The following is a 22,312-nucleotide window of genomic DNA, read 5'->3' on the forward strand; positions in this document are numbered from 1 at the left end:
TTTTCCAAGTCAGGCTAACAGCCAATAACCATCAGCTATCAGCTCAGAGTCAGCCTACCAGATCTTGGCGCGCAGGTTTTTGGCGCGTACCATCTGGGCGTCTTCCTTGCAGCCAAAGGCCTCGTAGAACTGGGGCATGTTCTGGAGCGGACCGTTGGTGCGGAACTGAGCCGGGGAGTGCGGGTCGGTTTGCACCTGCTGACGCAGGTACTCGGGCCGGGCGTTGGTGCGCCAGATCTGGGCGTACGCCAGGAAGAAGCGCTGCTCGGGCGTGAGGCCGTCGTACATGGGGCGGGGGCCGTTGCCGTACTGCTTCTGCAGCTGCTTCTGCAGGGCGGTGTAGGCAATGCTGAGTCCGCCGAGGTCGGCCAGGTTTTCACCCATCGTGAGCTTACCGTTCACGTGTACCGAGTCCAGAGGCGTAAAGGCGTCGAACTGCTTGCCCACGATGTCGGCCCGCTGGTCAAACTTCTCGGCGTCTTCTTTGGTCCACCAGTCGCGCAGGTTGCCTTCGGCGTCGTACTGCCGGCCCTGGTCGTCGAAGCCGTGGGTGATTTCGTGGCCGATAACGGCGCCCATCCCGCCGTAGTTGACGGCGTCATCGGCGTTGGGGTCAAAGAACGGGGGCTGCATGATGCCGGCCGGGAACACGATTTCGTTCATCGGCGGGTTGTAGTAGGCATTCACGGTAGGCGGCGTCATGCCCCACTCCTTGCGGTCGATGGGCTTGCCAAACTTATTCAGGTTGTCCTGCATCTCCCAGATGCGGGAGTTGATAACGTTCTGCAGGTAGGAGTCGCGGGAAATGCTCAGGGCCGAGTAGTCCTTCCACTGGTCGGGGTAGCCGATTTTCACCGTAAAGGCATTCAGCTTCTTCATGGCTTCCGCCTTGGTAGCGGCGCTCATCCAGTCGTTCTGCTGAATGTGCTCGGCGAAGGCAGCCTTGATGTTGTTCACCATTTCCATGGCTTTCTGCTTGGCTTCGGGCTTGAAGGCCTTGTCCACGTAGAGCTGGCCGAAGGCCTCGCCCAGGGCGTTGTCCGTGGCGCGGAGCATGCGCTTCCAGCGGGGCTGCTGCTTTTTGGCGCCGGTCAGCACCTGGCTGAAGCGGAAGGCCTCGTCGCCGAATGCTTTGGGCAGGGCCGAGGTAAACGACGTGGCCGTGTGCCAGCGCATGTAGGTTTTCAGGTCGGCCATGGGCTCGGCCTTCAGCATCGTGTTCAGCTCCTTAAAGAAGTCGGGCTGCCCCACGATTACCTCCTTCACGCCCTTCAGCTTCAGGTCGGTCAGGATGTGCTGGGGAGCCAGGTTGGGGTAGCGCTTCTGCACTTCCGCCATGGTCATCTTGTTGTAATTGAGCTGGGGGTTGCGCAGGTCTACCCGGCTGCGCGAAGCCTTGGCCAGGCGCGTTTCGATGCGCATCACCGTGCTGGCGCTCTTGGCGGCAGTCGCCTCGCTTTCACCCAACATCTTGAAGGTGTTGGTCAGATAGGTCATGTACGCCGCGCGGATGTTCTTGGAGCGGGCGTCGTCCTTGAGGTAGTAGTCGCGGTCGGGCAGGGAGAGGCCACCCTGGTTCAGGTTAACGGCATACTGGGTGCTGATCTTGTCGTCCTGGCCTACGTACGTGCTAAAAAACGACCCGGTCTGCAGCTGGAGCTGGCGGGCAATGTTGGTTTGCAGGTTGTCAGCCGTCTTGATGGCGGCAATGCGGTCGAGCTCGGGCTTGAGGTACTTCAGACCAGCGGCTTCGATGGAGGCCGTGTCCATGGCCGAGGCGTAGTAGTCACCAACCTTCTGGGCGTTGGTGCCTTTGGCAGCGTTCCGGTTGGCCGCAGCCTCGTCCAGAATGCTGCGCATGATGGCGTTGTTCTTGTCGGCCAGCTCGTTGAACGAGCCCCAGCGTATTTCCGAGGCCGGAACCGGGTTGTTCTTCAGCCAGTTGCCGCTGGCGTACAGAAAGAAGTTGTCGCAGGGCTGCACCGACTTGTCGATGTTGCTCACGTTCAGGCCTACTCCTTTGGGGACAGACGTTTCGGCGGTGTTGAGCGAGGGCGCCTTGTCGGGAGTGGTGCTGGCCGAGCCCGTCGAGGTTTTCGGCACCGTGGTCGGAGTGCTGGCGGCGCATCCTGCCAGAGCCAGTCCGACGGCCGCAACGGCAGCCAGCGTCAGGCTGTTACGATTTTTCATAGAAGCGGAGAAAAGTATGGAATATGGGAGGGAAATGCGGAAATGGTAAGAAAGGTAAGGTGAAATGCGAAATTCAGAAACAAAACCGCGCATTGCCAGCGCATTTTAGCCCCGCTGAATTTGTGTTTTGCGAAGCAAAGGACCAGAGTTTCCGACGACGGTTGCACGGCCCACGGCAGCAAACAACAAGGCTTATTCCGTAACTTGCCGCTGATGCCGCCGCTGTTCAACCGCCGTCCTGAGTTTGGTCTGCCTGCTCCCCTGCCCCCGGTGCCCCTACCCCTGGCCGAGCTGCTGCGCCGCGTGGGCCAGACGCTGGCTGAGCGGTTTGCCGAGTCGTACTGGGTGGTGGCCGAAATTGCCGAACTCACCCTGCCTCGCTTCGACGGCGGGCACTGCTACCTCGTCCTTACCGACCAGCACACCACCGGCCGGGGCGCCCAGCTCAAGGCCCAGGTCCGGGCCACGCTCTGGAGCCAGCGTTATCAGACCCTGGCATCCGACTTCGCCGAGCACACCGGTCAGGAGCTGTGCGCGGGGCTGAAGGTGATGCTGCGGGTGCAGGTGCGCTTTCACGAGCAGTACGGGCTAAGCCTCGACGTGCTGGCCCTCGACCCCAGCTATACCGTGGGCGAGCTGGCCCGGCAGCGCCTGCTCACCGTGCGCAAGCTCGAAGCCAAAGGCCTGCTGGAGCGGCAGAAGCTTTTGCCCCTGCCCATCGGCACCCAGCACCTGGCCGTTATTTCCTCACCGACGGCGGCCGGCTTCCAGGACTTTGTACAGCAGCTGCGCGAATCAGTCTACGACTTCACCATCACGCTTTTTCCGGCCTCCATGCAGGGTGCCGAGGCGCCGGGCAGCATCCGCGAAGCCCTAGACCTGATTCGTCCCCGCCGCCGACAGTTCGACGCGGTGCTGGTGCTCCGGGGCGGGGGCGGCAAGACCGACCTGCTGGCCTTCGACGACTACGGCCTGGCTGCTGCTATTGGCTCGTTTCCGATTCCCGTGCTCACCGGCATCGGGCACGAGCGGGACGAAGCCGTCGTGGACCTTACCGCCCATAGCTCCCTGAAAACGCCTACTGCCGCTGCCATTTTCTTGATCGAGCGGCTGGCCCGCCTCGACGCGGTATTCGACGGCTACGCGGGCCGGATACGGGAGCTGGCGTCCGGGCACCTGCAGGCCGCCGGCGCCCACCTGAGCCGACTGGGCTGGTACACCCACCAGGCCGCCCAGGACCGGCTTGGCGATGCCCGTACCCAGCTGCACCAACGCATCCGGCAGGCTGCCGCCGCGCCCCGTGCGGGCCTGCAGCAGCAGCAGCGCCTGATCAGCCGGCTTCAGCATGCCCTGCCCCGGGCGGCCCACCGGCAGCTGGCCGGGCAGCAGCGCCGCCTGCGCACATTCGGGCAGGTGCTGGCCCGGCGGTTCCGCCACCTGCACCGCCGCCGCCGGGAGCAGCTACTGCGCCTGCGCTACGGGCTTCAGCTACGTGCCGAGCGGCGTCTGCACCGGGCCCAGCTGCATTTGACGGGCCTGACGTCCCCGGTGGCCTTGCTCCCACTGCCTGATGCCGCGGAGCTGGCCCGTTTCGGCTATGTGCGCCTCCAGACCGGTACTGACGTGTCGGACCCCAGCGCCACCCGGCCCGGCGACCAGGTGCAGGTGCTGCTGCCCGGTGCCGTGCTCGACGCTACTATCACGGCCCGCGCGCCCGGCCCGGACCTGCTGCCGGACCTCACCCTCTGATTTTTGCCTGACTATGTCCTCTTCCGATATTACCTACAGCCAGGCAATTGCCGAGCTGGAATCCATCCTCCGCACGCTTGAAACCGACACGGTGGACGTCGATGACCTTACGGCCCGGGTGCAGCGCTCCGCCGAGCTGATCCGGCTGTGCAAGCAGAAGCTGCGCTCGGCCGAGTCGGCCATCGACCGGGTATTTGAAAACCTGGATGAGGAAGACGAGCAACCGGATGACCACGCCCCGGAGCGGGATGATGATTAGTCAGCTGCTGGTTCGCTGAGGTGGTTTATACCTTTTACCAGTTTTAATTCGGTTTTTCCGGCGGCTAGCTGCGAACAAAGGTTATATTTGGCGTCTTTCGTCACGTTCATAATCTTCTTTCTATGGAACAGCAACTTGCTTCTCTCCCCACCACTGACCTGCCGTCCCTGTCGACTTTTGAGGGCAACGAAGGGGTTGTGCTTACGGCCGACAATGCCGGTCTGCTAACCCGCGCTTACCGCACCAGCTCGCCGGACAGCATCCTGGGCAGCTTTATCGGCCGCCAGCACCTCGAAGCAATTCTGGCTCAGGAAACCTGCGTGGGCATCCGCATCTACTACGGCGTGGACGCGCATGGCAGCCCCTGTCTGGTTTTGTCCGGCGCTGACTCTGAAGAATCAGATCTGGTAGATGGCCCGATTGTCAGCATGGGGCCCGTTTCGCCACCGCGGAAGGGCCAGAACAACGTCCTGAACAGCTAAATGGCTGTTTGCCCGAGTCTTTAACCTAACTCCCTATGCCTGAGCACTGGGTCATTCCGTTTTCAGCCAAGCTGGAGACGGTGGCTTACCTGAGCGCCGCGCTGCCCCTGGCGGTAGCGTGGCGCCGCCGCCATCTGCTCAGCCCTCCCCTGCAGGTGCTGTTCTGGATTCCGGTGTATATCCTGATTGCCTCGGGCATTGCCTGGTACCTATCGCACAAGTATTACTATAACCTGCCGTTTATCCACCTGACTACGGTAGTGGAGACGCTGCTTTATATTCTGGTGTACTATCGGGCCTTGGCAGCGCCCCGCACCCGCTACTACATTAAGCTGGCTACGGTGGGCTTCCTGGTCTTCGCTGCTTTCGACTCCTTCTACCTGGAAGGGATGCAGCAGATCAACTCCTACACCAACGCGCTGGAGACGTTTATTATCATCTCCCTGGCTTTGCTCTACTTCGAGCAGACCCTGCACGATCTTTCCGCGGCTCGATTAGAGCGGGACCCGCTGTTTCTGGCCAGCGTGGGCATCGTCCTGTACCTGACCGGCACGGTTACCATCTACCTGCTCATGGCCCGCACCGTGACGGATGAGGACGAGCTGACGTACAGCGCCATGAGCATCATTACTTCCCTGCTGCTCTTGCTGCTGTGCGGGATGCTGACCTGGTCGTTTCTGATGGCGGGGCGGGCCAACACCCAGCATAAGATGCCGAGCCACTTCAGGTAGTAGAAGGTAAAATATCACGCTCGTTACAATTCCAGAATTTTCCGATTCTATTCTATTATTTATCAATACCTTTATAACCCTGATTCTGTAGCTCCCCCTTTACTTTACTTATAGCTTTCTCGTTCGGGTGCGCGTGCCTATCTTCACAGACGGCTCTGGCTAACCTGTTGCTCCGCGAATGAGAACCACTCAATTCTATTCTATGGATAGTTGGCTGCTGCCTATCCTGCTCACAACGCCCCTGCTGCTGCTTTTGGTAGTCAGCATAATTGCGTTCGTGCTGCGGTACCAGCGCCGGCTGTTCGTGCAGCAGCAGCAGCTGCGCGATGCCCATGAGCAGGCCCAGCAGCAGGCCCTCGAAGCGGCCCTGCTGGCTCAGGAAGATGAGCGCCGCCGCATTGCCGCCGACCTGCACGACGGCGTCGGCACCACCCTGGCCATCGTCAAGCTTCATCTGCGCACTCTCGGCCCGGCCGACTACACCCAGGAGGCTGCTGCCCTGCTCGACCAGGCCATTGGCGAGGTTCGGCGCATCTCGCGCAACCTGCTGCCGGCGGCCTTGCAGAAGTTCGGACTTTCCTTTGCCCTCGAAGCCCTGGTTCGCACGGTTCCCGAAGGTGGTCCCACCCGGGTGGTATTGGCCCAGAAGGGCACTCCCCGCCGCCTGCATGCTCAGCACGAGCTGATCATCTACCGCGTGGTGCAGGAGCTGCTGGGCAACGGGCTTCGGCACGCCCAGGCCAGCACCATTACCCTGGATGTGCATTTTGAGGCCGACCAGCTGACTTTCCGGTATGCAGACGATGGCGTGGGCTTCGACCCGGAACAGTACGAAGGGCTGCCGCCTGTGGGGTCGCGCAGCGGGCTGGGTTTGACCAACCTTCGCAGCCGGGTAGCCGTGCTCCGGGGAGTAATGCGGCACGAGTCGGCCCCGGGGGCGGGCAGCCAGGTTTGGATTTCCTTTCCGGTTCCGTATCTTCAGGTCGAAATACCTACTCCTCAACCTGTTGCCGCCCTATGAGCTCCCTAATTAACCTGGCGGTGGTCGATGACCACATTCTGTTCCGCAAAGGGCTGCGGGCTCTGATCAGCGGCTTTGAGGGCATGACCGTGCTGTTCGAAGCCGGCGACGGGCAAGAGCTGCTGGAGCGCCTCGATCAGGGCACCATTCCGCAGGTGGTGCTGATGGATCTGCAGATGCCCGTCCTCGACGGCCTGCAGACGATGCGCCTGCTCCGGGCGCAGTACCCCCAGGTCCGCGTCGTCATTATCTCCATGCACGACGAGCCCGAGCTGATGGACAGCCTGCTGGCTGAGGGTGCGAATGGCTATCTGCTCAAAAACGCCAACCCCGAAGAAGTGCGCGGGGCTATTCTGGCCGCCGCCGGCAATATCGTCGGCCGGCCGGCGTCGGCTCCCCGGGCGCTGCCGGTCCTGTAAATCCAGAGCATTCCCGCTCCTTAAGAAAGGAAAGTGAACCAAATAAAGAAGGGTCCCTGCCAGCCGGCAGGGACCCTTCTTTATTTGGTGTGAAGCGAGATTAGAGCGTAGCCGACACGCCCAGGGTGAACGTCCGGCCGCGGTTGAAGAAGCCCCGCAGGTTGGTGGGGTCCGTTACAATAGCCCCGCTGCTGCCGGCCGGCAGGTCGGTGAGAAAGTATTCGTCCAGCACGTTCAGCACCGAGCCTTTGATGCCCAGGCGCACCTTGTCGTGGAACATCGGCGCCAGGTCGTAGCCGGCGTGCAGGTCAAGGTTGCGGGTGGTAGGCACGCGGTACGAGTCGGTGCGGTTGGCTTCCTGGCGCAGGTCTACCGGGTTGAAGCCAGCGTAGTACTTGGTGAAGAGCAGGAAGGACGGGCGGACGTACAGACCGCGGATGGGCTCGATGCGCATACCCAGCTGGAATTGGTTCTGGGCGGCGTCGCCCACGTGCACCTGATCGAGGTACACCGGCACATCGTCGAAGCCCGGAATGATCTGGTTGTTCTCGTTTACGGCCGTCAGGCTGCCGGTACCGATCCAGCGCCAGTCGCCCACCGAAATGGCGGCGTTCAGCTGCACCTTCCGGCTGATTTCCTGGGCTACGCTCAGCTCGATGCCCATGTGGCGGGCGTTGATGTTGCGCACCGAATAATAGGCCAGCCCTTCTTCACCCGACGGGTTCAGTCCCGTGGTGTTGTTGCTGCGGTTTGACCACAGGGTATAGTAGGCGTTCAGAGTAGCTTTCAGGCTGGGGTAGCTGATGCCGTAGCCCATTTCGAAGCTGGTGACGCCCTCGTTCCGGATGCCCTTGTACTTGTTGCCGTTCAGGTCGTACACCTGGTTGAAGAACGGAATCCGCGAGTTATAGCCAACGTTCAGGAAGAGGTTGTTGAACTCCGTGATGTTGTAGTTGGCGCCGGCCTTCACGCTGTAGCCGGGAATATTAGCCCAGGGCGTTTCGAGGTAGCTGGCTTCGTCGTTGGTGTAGGTGCGGCCATCCACCGTTGCCGTGCGGCCGAAAGGTACGGGTACGGCCGTGCCGTTGGCGTCGTATACCACGCGGGGCCGGAAGAAGTCGATGCGCTTGTAGGAAACCTGCGACAGCGTGCCGCTGATAACGGCCGACAGTGCCGGAGTCTTGTATTCCAGCTGTCCGTAGCTGCCCAGCCAACGGGTTTTACCGTCGTAGTTGAAGTTGATCTTGTCGCCCTCCCGCAGACGCTGCGTGGGCGAAGCATTCCGGTCGTTGGAGGTGGAGTTCTGGTTCCAGTTGTTGAGCACGTAGTCACCGCCGAGCAGGTCGACGATCTTCTGGTAGTGGTAGCCGCGGTACGTACGGCCATCGATACCGGCCGACAAGGTCAGCTTGTCGCTCAGCGTGTAGTCGGCGCCGGTCACGAAACCATACCAGCGGTGGTTGTTCACGTTCGAGCGCAGAAACGTGGTCGAGAGCTTCTCCCCGTTCACCACGTTCCGCATGTTGGTGTCGAAGGCATTCTGGATGTTGGCCTGGCCGGTGCTGGTGAGCTGGGCCAGGGAACCCGTCGGGCCTATGCCGCCGCCGGAGCCGTAGGAGGCGTAGAGCACCGTGGAGATGAACAGCTTGTTGTTGACCTGCCAGTAGTCGTTGAGGTTGATCTGGGGCTTGTGGTAGTAGTTCGAGCGCGTGTTCAGCACTTCCTCACCCTGGTACTGGCGCTGCCCGCTGGCATCCAGCGTGTAGCGGTTCAGTACGCCCCAGTCGGGGTTGTAGCGGAAACCCCGGTCACCGTTGAGCACCTGAGCGGCACCCAGCTCCCGGGCCTTTTCGTTGGAATAAGCGCCTACCTGGGTGAACGTCGAGCGCTGCCCGTGCTTCTGGGGCGAGCCCATGCCGGTCAGGGACAGGCGGTGGTTGCCGATCTTTTTGCTGATGTTGCCGAAGTAGGTCCAGGCGTCGTCATAGGCGTTTTCCACCCAGCCCTCGCCCGTGCGGCGCGAACCGTACACGGTAAATGCCCAGTCGTTCTTAAGCACACCCGAGCTCAGCATCAGCGAATACTTGCGGTAGTTGTACGAGCCGATTTCTGTGCGGGCAATGGCAGCTTTCTTATCGTCGAAGCCGCGGGTGAGCACGTTGATGGTGCCGCCCACGGAGGGAACCGAGATTTTCGAAGCCGACAGGCCGCGCTGCACCTGCAGGCTTTTGGTGACGTCGCCCAGGTCCCAGTTCGACCAGAACACGCTGCCGTTTTCCATGTCGTTTACCGGCACGCCGTTAATCATGACGGCCACGTTGCGCTGGTCGAAGCCCCGGATGTTGATGCGGGAGTCGCCGGTGCCGCCGCCGCCCTGGGTGGCGTACACGCCGGGCGTCTCGTTCAGGATCATCGGCAGGTCGCGGTTCGAGAGTGTTTCGCGCAGCTTCACCTCATTCACGGCCGAAAAGGCCACCGGGGTAGAGCGCTCCACGGCCACGCCGAGCGAGCCCACTACCTGTACTTCGTTCAGGGTAGCATTGTCGCCGGCCAGGGAAAAGGACGAGGTGACGTTCTGGCTGGTGATGGTCACGCGCTGCTCCATCGTCTTGTACCCGATAAAGGAGGCCCGGAGCACGTAGGTACCCGGCTTCAGCCCGGAAATGGCATAGGAGCCGTTGACCTCGGTGCCGGTGCCGGTATTCACGTCGTTGCCGCTGACCTGCACCGTGGCGCCGGGCAGACCTTCGCCGGTAACTTTATCGAGTACGCGTCCCTTCACGGAGAAAGTACCCTGCGCCAGCGCTGACAGCGTGGTCAGACAGACCAGTAAGAAAGATAGTAAGGTGTGTTTCATGCAGTAGAACGGAATTTCGGCACTTAGCCAGAGCAAAGATAAGCGTTTGAGCGGTAGCGGAAACAACCAGCAACCCACCATCTTTCAGGCTTGATATCAATGCCGCCGAACTCTACCTTTGATGGGTGTATCCGGGGCCGACTACCGGCTCCTCTCCTCCTGTCTAGCTTCTTCTATGCTCAAGTCGTTTCTGCTGTCCGGCCTGCTCACGCTGGCTTGCGGCCAGTCAATCCAGGCCCAGACCAACCCATATCTGTTCGATCTGCAGAAGGTCACGCTCACCGTGCCGGCCTCTTCCTACCACGTGGCTCAGGTAGTGGACGCCCGTGCCGACCGCAGCCGGCTTGGGGTTGTGCAGCGTGGGATTGACAACGTGCCGGTGTCTGCCAACTTCCGGCAAAGCCTGGAAGCCGAGCTGATGGCCCTCTTTCAGCGTCAGCTCCCACCCCAGCCCGGCTCCAGGCCGGTGGTGCTGCGGGTTCATGCCTTCAACATCAGCGAGCGGACTACCGCTGCTTCCGAGAAAGCCACAACCGAGTTGGTGGTTGACTACCTGGTTGAGCAGCCCGATCACACCTACCAGGTGCTGCTGAGTACCGGTGAGCTGGTCGAAACCGGAGGAATTGAAGTCACGAGCAAGCATGCTGCCACGATTGGCCAGGCTTTGCAGCAGAGCCTGGCCCGGCTCAGCACTGCTCCCGCCCTTGCCGGTCCGGTGCTCAGCCTGGCCGAGGTAACGGCCGGCAAGGGTGGTGCGGCTGACGTGCGGTTTCCCATTCAGACCCAGCCGATGCGCCGGGGCGTGTACCGCTCGTTTGAGGAGTTCATCAACAACAACCCAACCCTGGCCGAAGGACCGTTTGAAATCGTGCGCCGCCCTCACGCCAGCCGGCAGTGGGCGGGCCAGGACGAAGTAGAGGCCTACTACCTCCATCTCGATGCCGCTCACCCACGCCGCCTGGTGCGGGACGGCGCCTGGGGCGTGTCGGACGGTAAAGCGGCTTACATCCTGGACGGGAGCTACTACTACGAGATGACGCCCAGCGGCCAGAATTACACGTTCATGACCCGGGCGGGAGCAAACCCGGATGCCGTGCTGGCCGGGGCCCTGGTGGGCGGATTGGCCGGGGCCGTGGTGGTGGGAGCCGTGTCTTCCGGGCGTCCTCAGCAGGCCGAGCTGCACCTGATGACGGGCCGGGTAGTGCTGGGCCCGGTGCTGGGAGACAACCCCGATGCAATCTTTGCTCAGGCCGATACGGCTGCCATCTATCTATACCGCCGCCCAGACGCCCGGGCCAACCAGGAACTGACGGTGACCGTGGACGGTCAGGCTGTGGGAACTCTGCCTGTCAACGGCTTTCTGGCGTTGAGCTGGCAAAACCGCCGCAAGGAAATCACCATCTGCGTTCAGGGCAGTGCTCCTACCTGCTACGCCTTCGTGCCCGACTTTTCGGCGCCCAACTTTCTGGAATGCGCCTTGCCGACGGCTACCAGCACCACCCCTACCCTTAAACCGTCTCCGGCCAAGGAAGGCATGTTCTACGTCAAGAAATTTCGCCGGCGCCGCTAACCAAGCACATCCCCCTTGTGCGGCTACCCCAGTTCCGTACCAGGGTCCCAGAACCGGGTTTTGAAGTCCTGCACCGTGTCGTCCACAATTTGAATGCCCTCGGCTTCCAGGAATTCCTGCATGGCCGTGGGCGTGGCGAAATGCTGACGCCCGGTCAGCTGCCCGAGCCGGTTTACGACCCGGTAGGCGGGAATAGCCTGGGGCCCTACCTGCGGGTGCGCTGCCATCATGGCCCAGCCCACCATCCGGGCGCCGTTGCGCGCGCCGAGGTAGTGGGCAATGGCGCCGTAGGTAGTCACGCGCCCCACCGGCACCAGCCGGACGACGTCGTGCACATCCTGGAAGAAGTTACGGTGGGCATCGGAAAGCTCTTTCGCCATCGGGAAGCGGGTAAAAGTGAAAACGGGGTGAAAGATGATACGGGACGTCGGGCAAAGCAGCCGGCTGGAATATCCGTCAAAAACGTCGGGACCGGGCGCGGCGGCACCGAATTCTTTTCCAACCTCCGGCATTGCGCCGCCGTAAGGTAAGTGACCCCACCGGTTACGATGGGGCCTTTGTCCACTCCCAACCTACCTAACTACTATGTCAAGCAAACTTGAAACGCTCGAGGACCTGTTCCAGGAGCAACTGAAAGACCTGTACAGCGCCGAAAACCAGCTTTTGAAGGCGCTGCCCGATATGGCGAAGGAAGCCAAGGACAGCCGGCTGCGCATGGGCTTCGAGAAGCATCTGCGCGAAACTGAAAACCAGGTGAAGCGCCTGGAGCAGATCGGCAAGTCGCTGAACGTGGACCTGGGTGGCCATACCTGCAAAGCCATGCAGGGCTTGGTTGCCGAAGGCAAAGAAACCATTTCGGAAAAAGCCACCGATGAAGTAAAAGATGCTGCTCTGATTGCCTCGGCTCAGCGCGTAGAGCACTACGAAATCTCGGGCTACGGCACGGCTGCTCACTACGCCGAGCGCCTGGGCCACGCCGAAGCTGCCGGCCTGCTGCGCCAGACGCTGCAGGAAGAGCAGAATACGGATACCATCCTCAACGACCTGGCCAAGAGCTACATCAACGCCCGGGCGCTGTAGTCTGCCCCCACTAACACAAAAAAAGCCTGCAACCCGCAGGCTTTTTTTGTGTTTCTACCCCATGCCCCCGCTTTGCCTGGGTTCCACTGAACCCCTCGGCTTCGCCCATCGTTGTGTAGCCTTGACCCTCAGCGGCAGGCTGATTAGCTAAGTCGGGAAAGAACCCTGTTACATGGAATATCAAGAAGAATCGGTAGAAGAATCGCGCCCCGGGCGCAAGCTCTTGTGGATTGGCGTCACCCTGGCAATTATTGCCGCGCTGGTGTTTGTTAAGATGAAGTACTTCCCCTCCCCCGGTGCCGACGCAAAAGGCGGCCGGGGTGCAGCCGGCGGTGGCGGTGGTGGCAAAGGCGGTCCGGGTGGGGCCGGAGGCCCGGGCGGCAAAGGTGGCGGGCAGAAACTGCCCGTACAGGTATATGTCGTGAAGCCAACCAATCTGTCGGACGAGGTAGCCGCGACCGGCTCGGTGCTGGCCGATGAGTCGGTGATAATCAAGAGTGAGCTGTCGGGCAAAATCACCAGCCTCAACATCCGCGAAGGCCAGCCGGTCCGCAAGGGCCAGCTCTTGTTCAGCATCAATGCCGACGAAGCGCAGGCGGCCATCAGCAAGCAGCAGTTCAACATCAAGCTGTTCCGCGACCAGGAGCGGCGGCAGCGCACCCTGCTCGAAAAGGAATACATCAGCGCGCAGGAGTACGAGCAGGCCAACACCCAGCTCCAGACCGCCCAGTCGGACCTGCGCGCGTTGCAGGCGTCCCTGGAAAAAGCCTACGTGCGGGCCCCGTTCGACGGCGTGCTGGGCCTGACCACCGCTACGGTGGGCACCTACGTGAGCCCCGGCTACGAAATCACGACCCTCTCCCGGGTGCGGCCGGTGAAGATTGACTTTGCCGTGCCCGGCCGCTTTGCCCCGAACGTGCGCGTGGGCGACGTGGTAAGCGTGACCGACGAGACGACCAACAAGAAGTACGACGCCAAGGTCTACGCCATCGATCCGCAGATTGACCCGGTAAGCCGGACCCAGCCGGTGCGGGCCCGCTACGCCAACACCAGCAACGAGCTGCGGCCCGGCGCCTTTGTGAAGGTAAACCTACAGCTCGGCGAATCCACCGACGCCCTGCAGGTGCCCACCGAATCGGTTATTCCCGAAGCCAGCGGCTACAGCGTGTACACGGTGAAAGGCGGCAAGATGGTCCCGAAGAAAGTGAAGATCGGTATCCGCTCCGACAAGGTTATTCAGATTACCGATGGCCTGGCCGTCGGCGACTCCGTCATCCGGACCGGCATCCTGCAAGTAAAGCCCGGCGACGCGGTTCGGGCTACGCCAATTAATAATTAGTAATTAAGAATTAGAAACTGGGCAGCGGGCATGAAGGAAGAGAACATCATTCTTCAGAAAAGCTACGCTTTTGCAGTGCGCATCGTGCGGCTCAGCCAAGTTTTGGCCAGAGAGAAACAGGCATTTCAGTTGGCTGATCAGATCCGACGAAGTGGCACTTCTACTGGAGCCAATATGGAAGAAGCCGTTGGTGGTCTTTCTCGCAAGGACTTTGTTGCCAAATGCGGAATAGCCTACAAAGAAGCCCGCGAAACGCATTACTGGCTGCGCCTGCTCCGCGATACCGATTATATCGACTCTCCCCAGGCAGCATCCCTGTTACAAGACTGTGAGGAACTCCTTAAAATTATTACCGCCATTATCCGCTCCTCCCGAAACGAGAGCAACAATTCTTAATTACTAGTTCTCAATTACTAATTAAAAGAAGAATGAGTCTTTCCTCCACCAGCATCAACCGCCCGGTCCTCGCCATCGTGATGAGCCTTGTCATCGTGATTTTCGGCGTTATCGGCTTCCGCTACCTCAGCATTCGGGAATACCCCAGCGTGGACCCACCCATCATCACCGTGTCGGCCTCCTATACAGGTGCCTCGGCCGACGTGATGCAGGGGCAGGTAACCGAGCCGCTCGAAGAAGCCCTCAATGGCATTGCCGGCATCAAGAACCTGACCTCGAACTCCCGGGACGGCCGCACCCAGATTACCGTGGAGTTCGACCTCGACGCCGACCTGGAAACGGCCGCCAACGACGTGCGCGACAAGGTCTCGGGGGCCCAGGGCCGCCTGCCGCGCGACATCGACCCGCCCATCGTGAGCAAGGCGAATGCCGACTCCCAGCCGATTGTAATTACCTATCTGGGCAGCAATAAGCGCACCCTGCTGGAACTGACTGACTATGCCAATAACACGCTCAAGGAACGGATTCAAACGATTCCCGGCGTGTCGGAGGTGCGGGTGTATGGGGAGCGAAAGTACTCCATGCGCCTCTGGATGGACCCGGTGAAGCTGTCGGCCCTGGGCGTGAGCCCGGTGGACGTGCAGACGGCCCTGACCCGCGAAAACGTGGAGCTGCCCAGCGGCGCCATCTCGGGCGAGGCCACCCAGCTTACCCTGCGCACGATGGGCCGACTGAGTTCGGTGAAAGACTTTAACGACCTGATTATCCGCAAGGACGCCTCGTCGCTGGTACGCCTCTCGGACATTGGGTATGCCGAGCTGTACCCGGAAAACGACCAGACCATTTTCCGCGTCAACGGTACGCCGGGCGTGGCCCTGGCCGTCATTCCGCAGCCGGGCTCCAACCAGATCGATATTGCCGATGCCTTCAACAAGCGTCTGGAGCAGTACGGGAAAGATCTGCCGCCCGACCTGAAGCTGCGGCCTGCCATCGACAACTCCATCTTTATCCGCAAGTCCATCCAGGAGGTTGAGCACACCATCATCGAGGCGTTCGTGCTCGTGGTCATCATCATCTTCCTGTTTTTACGCGACTGGCGCTCCACTCTGATTCCGGTGGTGGCCATTCCGGTGTCGCTGGTCGGTATCTTCTTTGTGATGTACCTGCTCGACTTTTCGATTAACGTGCTCACCCTGCTGGCCATCGTGCTGGCCATTGGCCTGGTAGTCGACGACGCCATTGTGGTGCTGGAGAACATCTACTCGCGGATTGAAAATGGCGAGGACCCCAAAACGGCGTCCATCAAGGGCTCCGAGGAGATTCTGATGGCCGTGGTGAGTACGACGGTGGTCTTGGCGGCGGTATTCCTGCCGGTGGTGTTTCTCACGGGTATCACCGGGCGCCTGTTCCGGGAGTTTGGCATCGTGGTAGCCGGCTCGGTGCTGATTTCAGCCTTCGTGTCGCTGACGCTGACGCCGATGATGTGCTCGAAGCTGCTCAAGCGCCAGGAAACCCACAACTGGTTTTACCGCAAGACCGAGCCGTTCTTTGAGCGCCTGATCGGGGGCTACCAGAGCAGCCTGCAGAGCTTCCTGCGCAACCGCTGGATGGCCTGGCTGATGGTGGTCGGCACGGGCGTGGGAATCTGGTACTTCATGAAGGCCCTGCCCTCGGAGCTGGCCCCGGTAGAAGACCGCAGCCGGGTGAACGTAAACGCAACCGGCCCGGAAGGTGCTTCTTTTGAGTTTATGGACACGTATATGGCCCAGATTACCAAAATGGCCATCGACTCAGCCGGCGCCGACCTGAACAGTGTGTTCACGGTAACCTCACCGGGCTTTGGCGGGGGTTCCAATTCAGGTATTGCCCGCGTGCTCCTGCTGGAAGCCGATGAGCGGGAGCGCACGCAGGACGAAGTGGCCAAAGCCGTAACCAACGGCGTGAAGCGCCTGTCGGCAGCGCGCACCTCGGTGTCGCAGGATCAGAGCATCGGGGGCGGGGGCGGCGGTGGCCTGCCCGTGCAGTTTGTCATGCAGAACCAGAGCTTTGAAAAGCTGCGCGAAGCCGTACCGAAGTTTCTGGATGCGGCCCGCCAGGACCCGACGTTTCAGTTTGTGGACGTAAACCTGAAATTCAACAAGCCCGAGCTGCGCGTCAACATCGACCGGGAAAAGGCCCAGAGCCTGGGCGTATCGGTCCAGAGCATTTCCCAAACCCTGCAGGCCGGCCTGAGCGGGCAGCGCTTCGGCTACTTTATCCGGGAAGGCAAGCAGTACCAGGTTATCGGACAGGTAGCCCGTGAAGACCGCAACCAGCCGCTCGACGTGCGCCAGCTGTCGGTGAAAAGCGCCACCGGGGAGCTGGTGCAGCTCGACAACGTGATTCGGCTGGCAGAAAGCAGCACGCCGCCCCAGCTGTACCGCTTCAACCGCTACAACTCGGCTACGTTCTCGGCCTCGCTGGCCCCGGGCAAAACCCTGGGCGACGGTATTGCCGCCATGCGCGCCATTGCCGAGAAGAACCTCGACGAGACCTTTACCACCGAGCTGTCGGGCGCCTCGCGCGACTTTGAGGAAAGCTCCTCTTCCCTCCTCTTCGCCTTTGGTCTGGCCCTGGTCTTGATTTACCTGGTGCTGGCCGCCCAGTTTGAAAGCTTCCGCGACCCGGTCATCATCATGGTGACGGTACCGCTGGCGCTTTCCGGGGCATTGCTCAGCTTGTGGTACTTCAACCAGACCCTGAACCTGTTCTCCCAGATCGGCATCATCATGCTCGTCGGGCTGGTCACCAAGAACGGTATCCTCATCGTGGAGTTTGCCAACCAGCGCGTCGAGCAAGGCGCCGACTATATGACCGGCCTGATCGAAGGCGCCACGGCCCGCTTCCGCCCCATTTTGATGACGTCGCTGTGCGCCATCCTGGGCATCCTGCCCATTGCCGTTGCCACCGGCGCCGGGGCGCTTAGCCGCCGGGCCATGGGCATCGGCGTAGTGGGCGGATTGTTTTTCGCCACCGCCCTCACCCTGTACGTAGTGCCGGTGATGTACTCGTACTTCGCCACCGCCAAAAAACACAAGCACCGCGAGGAGAAGGATGAGCAGCAAGCCCCGGCGCTGGCGTAAGTCGAGCCCCGGTACTTGCCCTATTTCTCCCCGCAACACCCCTGTATTGGTTTCTTTTCGAATGAAGATAAAATCCCTGTTTCTGGCCGGTGCGCTGGGGCTGCTCTTGGCGGCCCCGGCCTCGGCGCAGCAAAACCAGACCCGACTGCCCCAGTCGGTGGCGGCGGCCCCGCCGCTTACGCTGGAAGAGGCCGTGCGCCTGGGCCTGGAAAACAACTATGGCATCCGCCTGGCCCGCAACGATGAGCGAGTGACGGCCAACAACGTGACCCGGGGCGCGGCCGGGCAGCTGCCGGTCGTGAACGGCAACTTCACCCGCACCTTCAACCGCAACAACCTCAACCAGCGGTTCGGGGAAAACGACCCGCGCATCGTAAACGGGGCCACCTCCAACTTTCTCAACGGCAACGTGGCCCTCACCTGGACGGTCTTCGACGGTATGGGAATGTTTATTGCCTACGACCGGCTCCAGACCCTGGAGCAGCGCCAGCAGCAGATTACCCGGGCCACACTCGAAGAAGCGGTGGAAGACATTACCAACGCCTATTACGCCGTGGTGCGCGAGCAGGGCAAGATCCGCTCGTTCGAGGCGGCCCTGGCCATTGGGCAGCAGCGCATCGACCTCACCCAGGCCCGCGTCGACGTGGGCGCCAGCGCCAAGGTAGAAGTTCTCACCGCCCGGGTCGACTTCAACGCCGACCGCTCGGCCTTTATTCAGCAGCAGGAAGCGTTGGCCACCGCCAAGATCAACCTGAACACCCTACTGGGCCGCTCGCCCCGCCTCGACTTCAGCCCCGCCGACTCCATCGTGGTAGCCCGGGACCTGAACCGCGACGCCACCGTGCAGGGCATCGAGGCCCGCAACCCCCGCCTGCAGCAGGCCCGCCTCGGCGTGGAAGTTGCCACCTACGACCGGCGCCTGCTCCAGGCCGACCGCCTGCCCCAGGTGGGCCTGACGACCGGTTATGGTCTTACCCGCAACATCAACAACGCCGCTTTTGCCGGCACCGTGCTCACCCAAAGCACCAACCTCACCCGGGGCCTCAACTACGGCGTGGTGGCCTCGGTGCCCATCTTCGACGGCTTCAACCGCAAGCGCCAGGTCCAGAACGCCCGGGTGGCCGAAGAGCAAAGCCAGCTCGTGCTCGACCAGACCAAGCTTCAGCTTACGGCGGAGGCGGAGCAGGCCTATGCTCAGTACCAGAACCGCCTGCAGCTGCTGCAGCTGGAGGAAGACAACATCCTGCTGGCCCGCCAGAACGTGAATATTGCCTTTGAGCGCTACCGCCTGGGTTTGCTGACGCCCCTGGCGCTACGGGAAGCCCAGCGCACCCAGCTCGATGCCGAAAACCGCCTGCTCGACATCCGCTTCCAGGCCAAGCAGGCCGAAATCGTGCTGCGCCGCCTGAGCGGAGCCCTGGTGCAGGAGCCGCCAAAATAACTTGCGTTTTACCGCAGAATTGCGAGATTTGGGCAGCCGATACGTCCGTCACCGGCTAGTCGGCGTACTCCTCGTATCTTTGCTAACCTGGCCTTTCCTCGCTGTGTGAGGCGCTGTTCTTCGGCTATTCCCCGACCCGTGTTCCACTCCCCTCTTTTCCGTCGCTACGTTTCGCTGCTGCTGCTGCTGCTGCTTGGGCGGGTGTGGGCTCCGGAGTCGATGGTACTGCTGCTGCACGACCACGCGCACACCCAGGACGAGCCGACGCGGGCTCCTGCTGCCCCCAAAGGCAAGGCCCTGCTCACTGTCAAGCACCAGCACTGCCACGTCGATCAGCTGTATGACGTGCCGGTACTGCCGGCCGCCCCGGTCCTCGTGCCGGTGCCGGCCGCACGGCCAGTGTTTGCCGTACGAGCCACTGCGCCCGTACCGGGTCTGCCGGTTGTCGCCGTCTTTGAGCGCGCGGGCCGGGGGCCGCCCAGCGCCTAGCCCCTCGTGGCACGGTGGGCTGGGCTTCTGACGAGCTGCGCTAACCAGCGCAGCCCTGCGTCACCAGTGGGGTGAAGTGCCACTTCACCCCGCGGCTCCTTTTCCTATTCATGCGTGTAAACCTTTCGCTCTCCCACTGGGAAAGAGGTGTTTGGCGTGTAGTTTTGTGCCTGCTGGGCGTGCTGTACAGCATCGCAGCCGACGCACAGATGAGCACGACTGCTCCTGCGCACCCCGCTGCGGCGGGGCCGGCGGCCGGGTGCAACCTGGCGCTGGCCGGCCGGGTGGCCGACCACGAAACCGGACAGCTGTTGCCCGGGGCCACCGCCCGCCTGCTCGAAACCAACGACGTCAGCGCGGCCGATGAATTCGGCAACTACCACTTTCACGTCTGCCCCGGGCTCTACCACCTTGAAATCAGCTTCGTCGGCTACCGCCCCGAAACGGTGGAAGTTCGGGTGAGCAGCGCTACCGTTCGCAACTTCCAGCTTCACCCCGATGCCGTGCTGCTGCAAGGCGCCCTGGTTCGGGGGCAGCGGGTTGCGGCTCCCGTCCCGCAGGCGACGGCCACGCTCAGCGGCAGCGCCCTGCAGGCCACGCGGGGGCAGGCCCTGGGGGAGGCTTTACTTAAGGTTAGTGGCGTGTCGGCTATCCAGACCGGGCCAAGCGTGTTCAAGCCCATGATCCACGGGCTGCACTCCAACCGGGTGGCGCTGTTCAACAACGGTGTGCGGCAGGAAGGCCAGCAGTGGGGCCAGGAGCACGGCCCGGAAATCGACCCCTTCGTGGCCGCCCGCCTTACGGTGGTGAAGGGAGCCGCCGCGGTCCGCTACGGAGCGGATGCCATGGGTGGCGTGGTGCTGGCCGAGCCGGCGGCCCTCCCCGACTCTGCCGGGGTCAGTGGCGAGGGGCACCTGGTTGGGGCCAGCAACAACGGCCTGGGCGCGGCTTCCTTCACGCTGCAGGGTACTGCGAAGCAAGTGCCGGGCTTGGCGGGCCGGGTAGTGGGAACCGTGCGCCGGGCCGGCTCGGCCGCCACACCCGACTATCGGATTGCCAACTCCGGTCTGGCAGAATACAGCTACGCCGGTACGCTGGGCTACGAGCGGGAGCGGTGGGGAACGGAGCTGTTTTTCAGCCAGTACAACGCCCGGCTGGGTTTGTACCCGCTCCCGGAGAATGCCCGCGCGGCCCAGCGAAACACGCCCCGCGTGGCGCAGGATTTCACGTATGCCATCAACCGCGGCTACCAGGATCTGCAACACACGCTGCTCAAGCTCCGCAGCTTCTACCGGCTGGGCGAGCGGAACGGGCGGCTTGAGCTGACGGTGGCCCAGCAGTGGGACGACCGGAGCGAGTACGACAAGTTCCGCCCCCGCAACGATGCTACGGCCGCCAGGAACCTGCCCGAGCTGGACTACCGCAACGCCACGAGCACCGCCGAGCTGCGCTGGGAGCCCAAGCCCTGGGGCTCGGTCAGCGGTGAGCTGGGCCTGAGCGGTACGTATCAGAACAACACCTACCGGCCGGGCTCCCGCTTTTTCATGCCCTATTACACCAATCAGGCGCTCGGCCTGTACGGGCTGGGCCGGTGGCACCCGGGGGCCCGCTGGCTGCTCGAAGCCGGCCTGCGGCTGGACCGGCGGCTGCTCAACACCAAGCGGCCGACCCGGCCGGCCGGGGTGTTTACGGTAGTGGAGGAAGACTATGGCTACTTCACGCCGGCTGCCTCGCTGGGTGCCATGTGGGACGCCTCCCCCCACGTTACGCTCCGAGCCGACGTCAGCCTGAACCAGCGGGCACCGGCGGCCAATGAGCGGGCCAGCCAGGGAGTGCACGGCGGTATCTACGAGGAAGGCTACGATATCTCCCGTTTGCCCGGTGCCCCGCCGCTCACCCCCGAAACCGCGCGGGGCCTGAGCTTGACTGCCAGCTGGCACGATAACCCGCGCTTCAACGGGGAGGTGACCTTGTATCAGACCTCGTTCGACGGGTACATCTACCAGACTCCCATTCCGGAGGTGCTCAGCGTGCGGGGGCTGTTTCCCTCGTTTCGCTACCAGCAGACCGACGCCCGGTTCCGGGGTGCCGACCTGCTGGCCACCTTCCGGCTGCTGCCCGTCCTCACCCTGGGGGTTAAGGCCGCCACGGTGTGGGAGCGGGATATCACCAAGGACGATTACCTGATTCTGGCTCCCGCCGACCGGGCGGAAACCTGGCTGCGCTACGAGCAGCGGGCATCCGCCGCGCCCCGGCGGGTAAGCGGATTCTATGCCCAGGTCGGGGTGCAGGCGGTGGCCCGGCAGGCCCGCACGCCCCGCCCGGAAAACGGACAGGACTACCAGGACCCGCCCGCGGGCTACACGCTGCTCAACGCCGAGGCGGGCCTGGTAGCCGGCGCTGCCACCCGCCACCCGCTGAGCCTCAGCGTGAGCGGAACCAACCTGCTGAACACCCGCTACCGCGACTACCTGAACCGGTACCGGTATTACCTCGACGAGCTTGGACGCAACGTCACCGTTCGCCTCAAGCTCAACTTTTAACGATTCATCACCTCACTTTTTCAACCCAACGAACCCATGAAATTCACGACCTCTCCCGCCGGCTTTACACTGCCTTCTGCCAAGCCTCTGCTCGCGCTGCTTCTGAGTCTGCCGCTGGCCTTCTCCGCGTGCAGTGATGATGAGCCGGAGCCCGAAGAAGATGCCGAGCTGATTACCACCGTTACGTATGCCCTGACGCCCGCTGCCGGCAGCACGGCCCCGGCAGCCACCATCACCTGGGAAGACCTCGACGGCGCCGGCGGCGCGGCACCCGTCATTACCGGCGGTCCACTAACCCTTCGTGCCAACACCACCTATACCGGCACGATTACCCTGCTCGACAAAACCAAGAGCCCGGTGGCCAACGTGACCGATGAAGTAGCTACCGAAAAAGAAGACCACCTGTTTTTCTACGCCCCCACCCCCGCCGGGCTTATGACCATAACCCGCACCGACCGCGACGCCAACAACCGCGAAGTAGGACTGACTACCCGCCTGGCGACGACGGCAGCCGGTTCGGGCTCGCTGAAGATCACGCTGCTCCACCAGCCCGGCACCAAGGACGGCACGGCCAGCACCGGCGAAGCAGATGTGGAAGCTACGGTGCCGGTGACAGTACAATAG

The 22,312-nt window shown here is 62.3% G+C and carries 18 protein-coding genes; 15 read left to right on the top strand and 3 right to left on the bottom strand.

Annotated features, from left to right (window positions below):
* Positions 1–54: 54 nt before the first annotated feature.
* On the bottom strand, positions 55–2,190 hold the full coding sequence (locus LJY25_RS17100) for a M13 family metallopeptidase (protein WP_227609688.1): 2,136 nt from the start codon (positions 2,188–2,190) through the stop codon (positions 55–57).
* A gap of 213 nt (positions 2,191–2,403) precedes the next feature.
* On the opposite strand from LJY25_RS17100, the gene xseA reads away from it, so the two are divergent.
* From xseA to LJY25_RS17130, 6 genes are all read left to right on the top strand, one after another.
* Positions 2,404–3,939 carry an exodeoxyribonuclease VII large subunit gene (gene xseA, locus LJY25_RS17105; RefSeq protein ID WP_227609690.1) on the top strand — a complete coding sequence of 512 codons (1,536 nt, stop codon included), beginning with the start codon at positions 2,404–2,406 and terminating at the stop codon, positions 3,937–3,939.
* A gap of 13 nt (positions 3,940–3,952) precedes the next feature.
* Positions 3,953–4,198, top strand: a complete 246-nt coding sequence (gene xseB / locus LJY25_RS17110; protein ID WP_227609691.1) for an exodeoxyribonuclease VII small subunit — start codon at positions 3,953–3,955, stop codon at positions 4,196–4,198.
* 122 nt (positions 4,199–4,320) lie between these two features.
* Complete coding sequence (locus LJY25_RS17115) at positions 4,321–4,680, top strand: hypothetical protein (protein WP_227609692.1); 360 nt, start codon at positions 4,321–4,323, stop codon at positions 4,678–4,680.
* Between the two features lie 35 nt (positions 4,681–4,715).
* Positions 4,716–5,411 carry a hypothetical protein gene (locus tag LJY25_RS17120; RefSeq protein WP_227609693.1) on the top strand — a complete coding sequence of 232 codons (696 nt, stop codon included), beginning with the start codon at positions 4,716–4,718 and terminating at the stop codon, positions 5,409–5,411.
* A gap of 202 nt (positions 5,412–5,613) precedes the next feature.
* On the top strand, positions 5,614–6,432 hold the full coding sequence (locus LJY25_RS17125) for a sensor histidine kinase (protein WP_227609694.1): 819 nt from the start codon (positions 5,614–5,616) through the stop codon (positions 6,430–6,432).
* The gene (locus LJY25_RS17130; protein WP_227609695.1) at positions 6,429–6,851 is read left to right on the top strand and encodes a response regulator; all 423 of its coding nucleotides are present in this window, start codon (positions 6,429–6,431) and stop codon (positions 6,849–6,851) included. Before LJY25_RS17125 ends, LJY25_RS17130 begins: the two co-directional genes overlap by 4 nt.
* Positions 6,852–6,951: 100 nt before the next feature.
* Here LJY25_RS17130 and LJY25_RS17135 read toward each other — a convergent pair whose 3' ends face one another.
* Positions 6,952–9,708, bottom strand: a complete 2,757-nt coding sequence (locus LJY25_RS17135; RefSeq protein ID WP_227609696.1) for a TonB-dependent receptor — start codon at positions 9,706–9,708, stop codon at positions 6,952–6,954.
* Positions 9,709–9,883: 175 nt separating this feature from the next.
* Here LJY25_RS17135 and LJY25_RS17140 point away from each other — a divergent pair, with 175 nt between their 5' ends.
* Positions 9,884–11,278: a hypothetical protein gene (locus LJY25_RS17140; protein ID WP_227609697.1), complete on the top strand. Its 1,395-nt coding sequence runs from the start codon at positions 9,884–9,886 to the stop codon at positions 11,276–11,278.
* Between the two features lie 23 nt (positions 11,279–11,301).
* On the opposite strand, the gene LJY25_RS17145 is transcribed toward LJY25_RS17140, so the two are convergent.
* Positions 11,302–11,658 carry an MGMT family protein gene (locus LJY25_RS17145; protein WP_227609698.1) on the bottom strand — a complete coding sequence of 119 codons (357 nt, stop codon included), beginning with the start codon at positions 11,656–11,658 and terminating at the stop codon, positions 11,302–11,304.
* A 205-nt stretch (positions 11,659–11,863) separates the two neighbouring features.
* Here LJY25_RS17145 and LJY25_RS17150 point away from each other — a divergent pair, with 205 nt between their 5' ends.
* The 8 genes from LJY25_RS17150 (at position 11,864) to LJY25_RS17185 (ending at position 22,312) form a co-directional block, all read left to right on the top strand.
* Entirely contained in the window at positions 11,864–12,358 is a 495-nt protein-coding gene (locus LJY25_RS17150; RefSeq protein ID WP_227609699.1) for a YciE/YciF ferroxidase family protein, read from the top strand.
* 172 nt (positions 12,359–12,530) lie between these two features.
* A complete protein-coding gene (locus tag LJY25_RS17155) occupies positions 12,531–13,697 on the top strand; it encodes an efflux RND transporter periplasmic adaptor subunit (protein ID WP_227609700.1) in 1,167 nt (388 codons plus the stop codon).
* A gap of 30 nt (positions 13,698–13,727) precedes the next feature.
* Positions 13,728–14,093, top strand: coding sequence for a four helix bundle protein (locus tag LJY25_RS17160; protein ID WP_227609701.1), 366 nt, complete (start codon positions 13,728–13,730; stop codon positions 14,091–14,093).
* Between the two features lie 32 nt (positions 14,094–14,125).
* Positions 14,126–17,215, top strand: a complete 3,090-nt coding sequence (locus tag LJY25_RS17165; protein ID WP_227609702.1) for an efflux RND transporter permease subunit — start codon at positions 14,126–14,128, stop codon at positions 17,213–17,215.
* A 61-nt stretch (positions 17,216–17,276) separates the two neighbouring features.
* On the top strand, positions 17,277–18,656 hold the full coding sequence (locus tag LJY25_RS17170) for a TolC family protein (protein ID WP_227609703.1): 1,380 nt from the start codon (positions 17,277–17,279) through the stop codon (positions 18,654–18,656).
* A gap of 138 nt (positions 18,657–18,794) precedes the next feature.
* Complete coding sequence (locus tag LJY25_RS17175; RefSeq protein ID WP_227609704.1) at positions 18,795–19,145, top strand: hypothetical protein; 351 nt, start codon at positions 18,795–18,797, stop codon at positions 19,143–19,145.
* A gap of 110 nt (positions 19,146–19,255) precedes the next feature.
* Positions 19,256–21,688, top strand: coding sequence for a TonB-dependent receptor (locus tag LJY25_RS17180; RefSeq protein ID WP_227609705.1), 2,433 nt, complete (start codon positions 19,256–19,258; stop codon positions 21,686–21,688).
* 36 nt (positions 21,689–21,724) lie between these two features.
* Positions 21,725–22,312, top strand: coding sequence for a hypothetical protein (locus LJY25_RS17185; protein WP_227609706.1), 588 nt, complete (start codon positions 21,725–21,727; stop codon positions 22,310–22,312).

Source organism: Hymenobacter translucens, from assembly GCF_020685205.1.
Classification (GTDB): Bacteria; Bacteroidota; Bacteroidia; order Cytophagales; family Hymenobacteraceae; genus Hymenobacter; species Hymenobacter translucens.

Bases quoted from the DNA above. Each gene is read 5' to 3' on its own strand.
- LJY25_RS17135 (WP_227609696.1), bottom strand. From the start codon at position 9,708: ATGAAACACACCTTACTATCTTTCTTACTGGTCTGTCTGACCACGCTG.
- LJY25_RS17100 (WP_227609688.1), bottom strand. From the start codon at position 2,190: ATGAAAAATCGTAACAGCCTGACGCTGGCTGCCGTTGCGGCCGTCGGA.
- LJY25_RS17145 (WP_227609698.1), bottom strand. From the start codon at position 11,658: ATGGCGAAAGAGCTTTCCGATGCCCACCGTAACTTCTTCCAGGATGTG.
- LJY25_RS17120 (WP_227609693.1), top strand. From the start codon at position 4,716: ATGCCTGAGCACTGGGTCATTCCGTTTTCAGCCAAGCTGGAGACGGTG.
- LJY25_RS17155 (WP_227609700.1), top strand. From the start codon at position 12,531: ATGGAATATCAAGAAGAATCGGTAGAAGAATCGCGCCCCGGGCGCAAG.
- LJY25_RS17160 (WP_227609701.1), top strand. From the start codon at position 13,728: ATGAAGGAAGAGAACATCATTCTTCAGAAAAGCTACGCTTTTGCAGTG.
- LJY25_RS17125 (WP_227609694.1), top strand. From the start codon at position 5,614: ATGGATAGTTGGCTGCTGCCTATCCTGCTCACAACGCCCCTGCTGCTG.
- LJY25_RS17115 (WP_227609692.1), top strand. From the start codon at position 4,321: ATGGAACAGCAACTTGCTTCTCTCCCCACCACTGACCTGCCGTCCCTG.
- LJY25_RS17140 (WP_227609697.1), top strand. From the start codon at position 9,884: ATGCTCAAGTCGTTTCTGCTGTCCGGCCTGCTCACGCTGGCTTGCGGC.
- xseB (WP_227609691.1), top strand. From the start codon at position 3,953: ATGTCCTCTTCCGATATTACCTACAGCCAGGCAATTGCCGAGCTGGAA.
- LJY25_RS17180 (WP_227609705.1), top strand. From the start codon at position 19,256: ATGCGTGTAAACCTTTCGCTCTCCCACTGGGAAAGAGGTGTTTGGCGT.
- LJY25_RS17130 (WP_227609695.1), top strand. From the start codon at position 6,429: ATGAGCTCCCTAATTAACCTGGCGGTGGTCGATGACCACATTCTGTTC.
- LJY25_RS17170 (WP_227609703.1), top strand. From the start codon at position 17,277: ATGAAGATAAAATCCCTGTTTCTGGCCGGTGCGCTGGGGCTGCTCTTG.
- LJY25_RS17165 (WP_227609702.1), top strand. From the start codon at position 14,126: ATGAGTCTTTCCTCCACCAGCATCAACCGCCCGGTCCTCGCCATCGTG.
- xseA (WP_227609690.1), top strand. From the start codon at position 2,404: ATGCCGCCGCTGTTCAACCGCCGTCCTGAGTTTGGTCTGCCTGCTCCC.
- LJY25_RS17185 (WP_227609706.1), top strand. From the start codon at position 21,725: ATGAAATTCACGACCTCTCCCGCCGGCTTTACACTGCCTTCTGCCAAG.
- LJY25_RS17150 (WP_227609699.1), top strand. From the start codon at position 11,864: ATGTCAAGCAAACTTGAAACGCTCGAGGACCTGTTCCAGGAGCAACTG.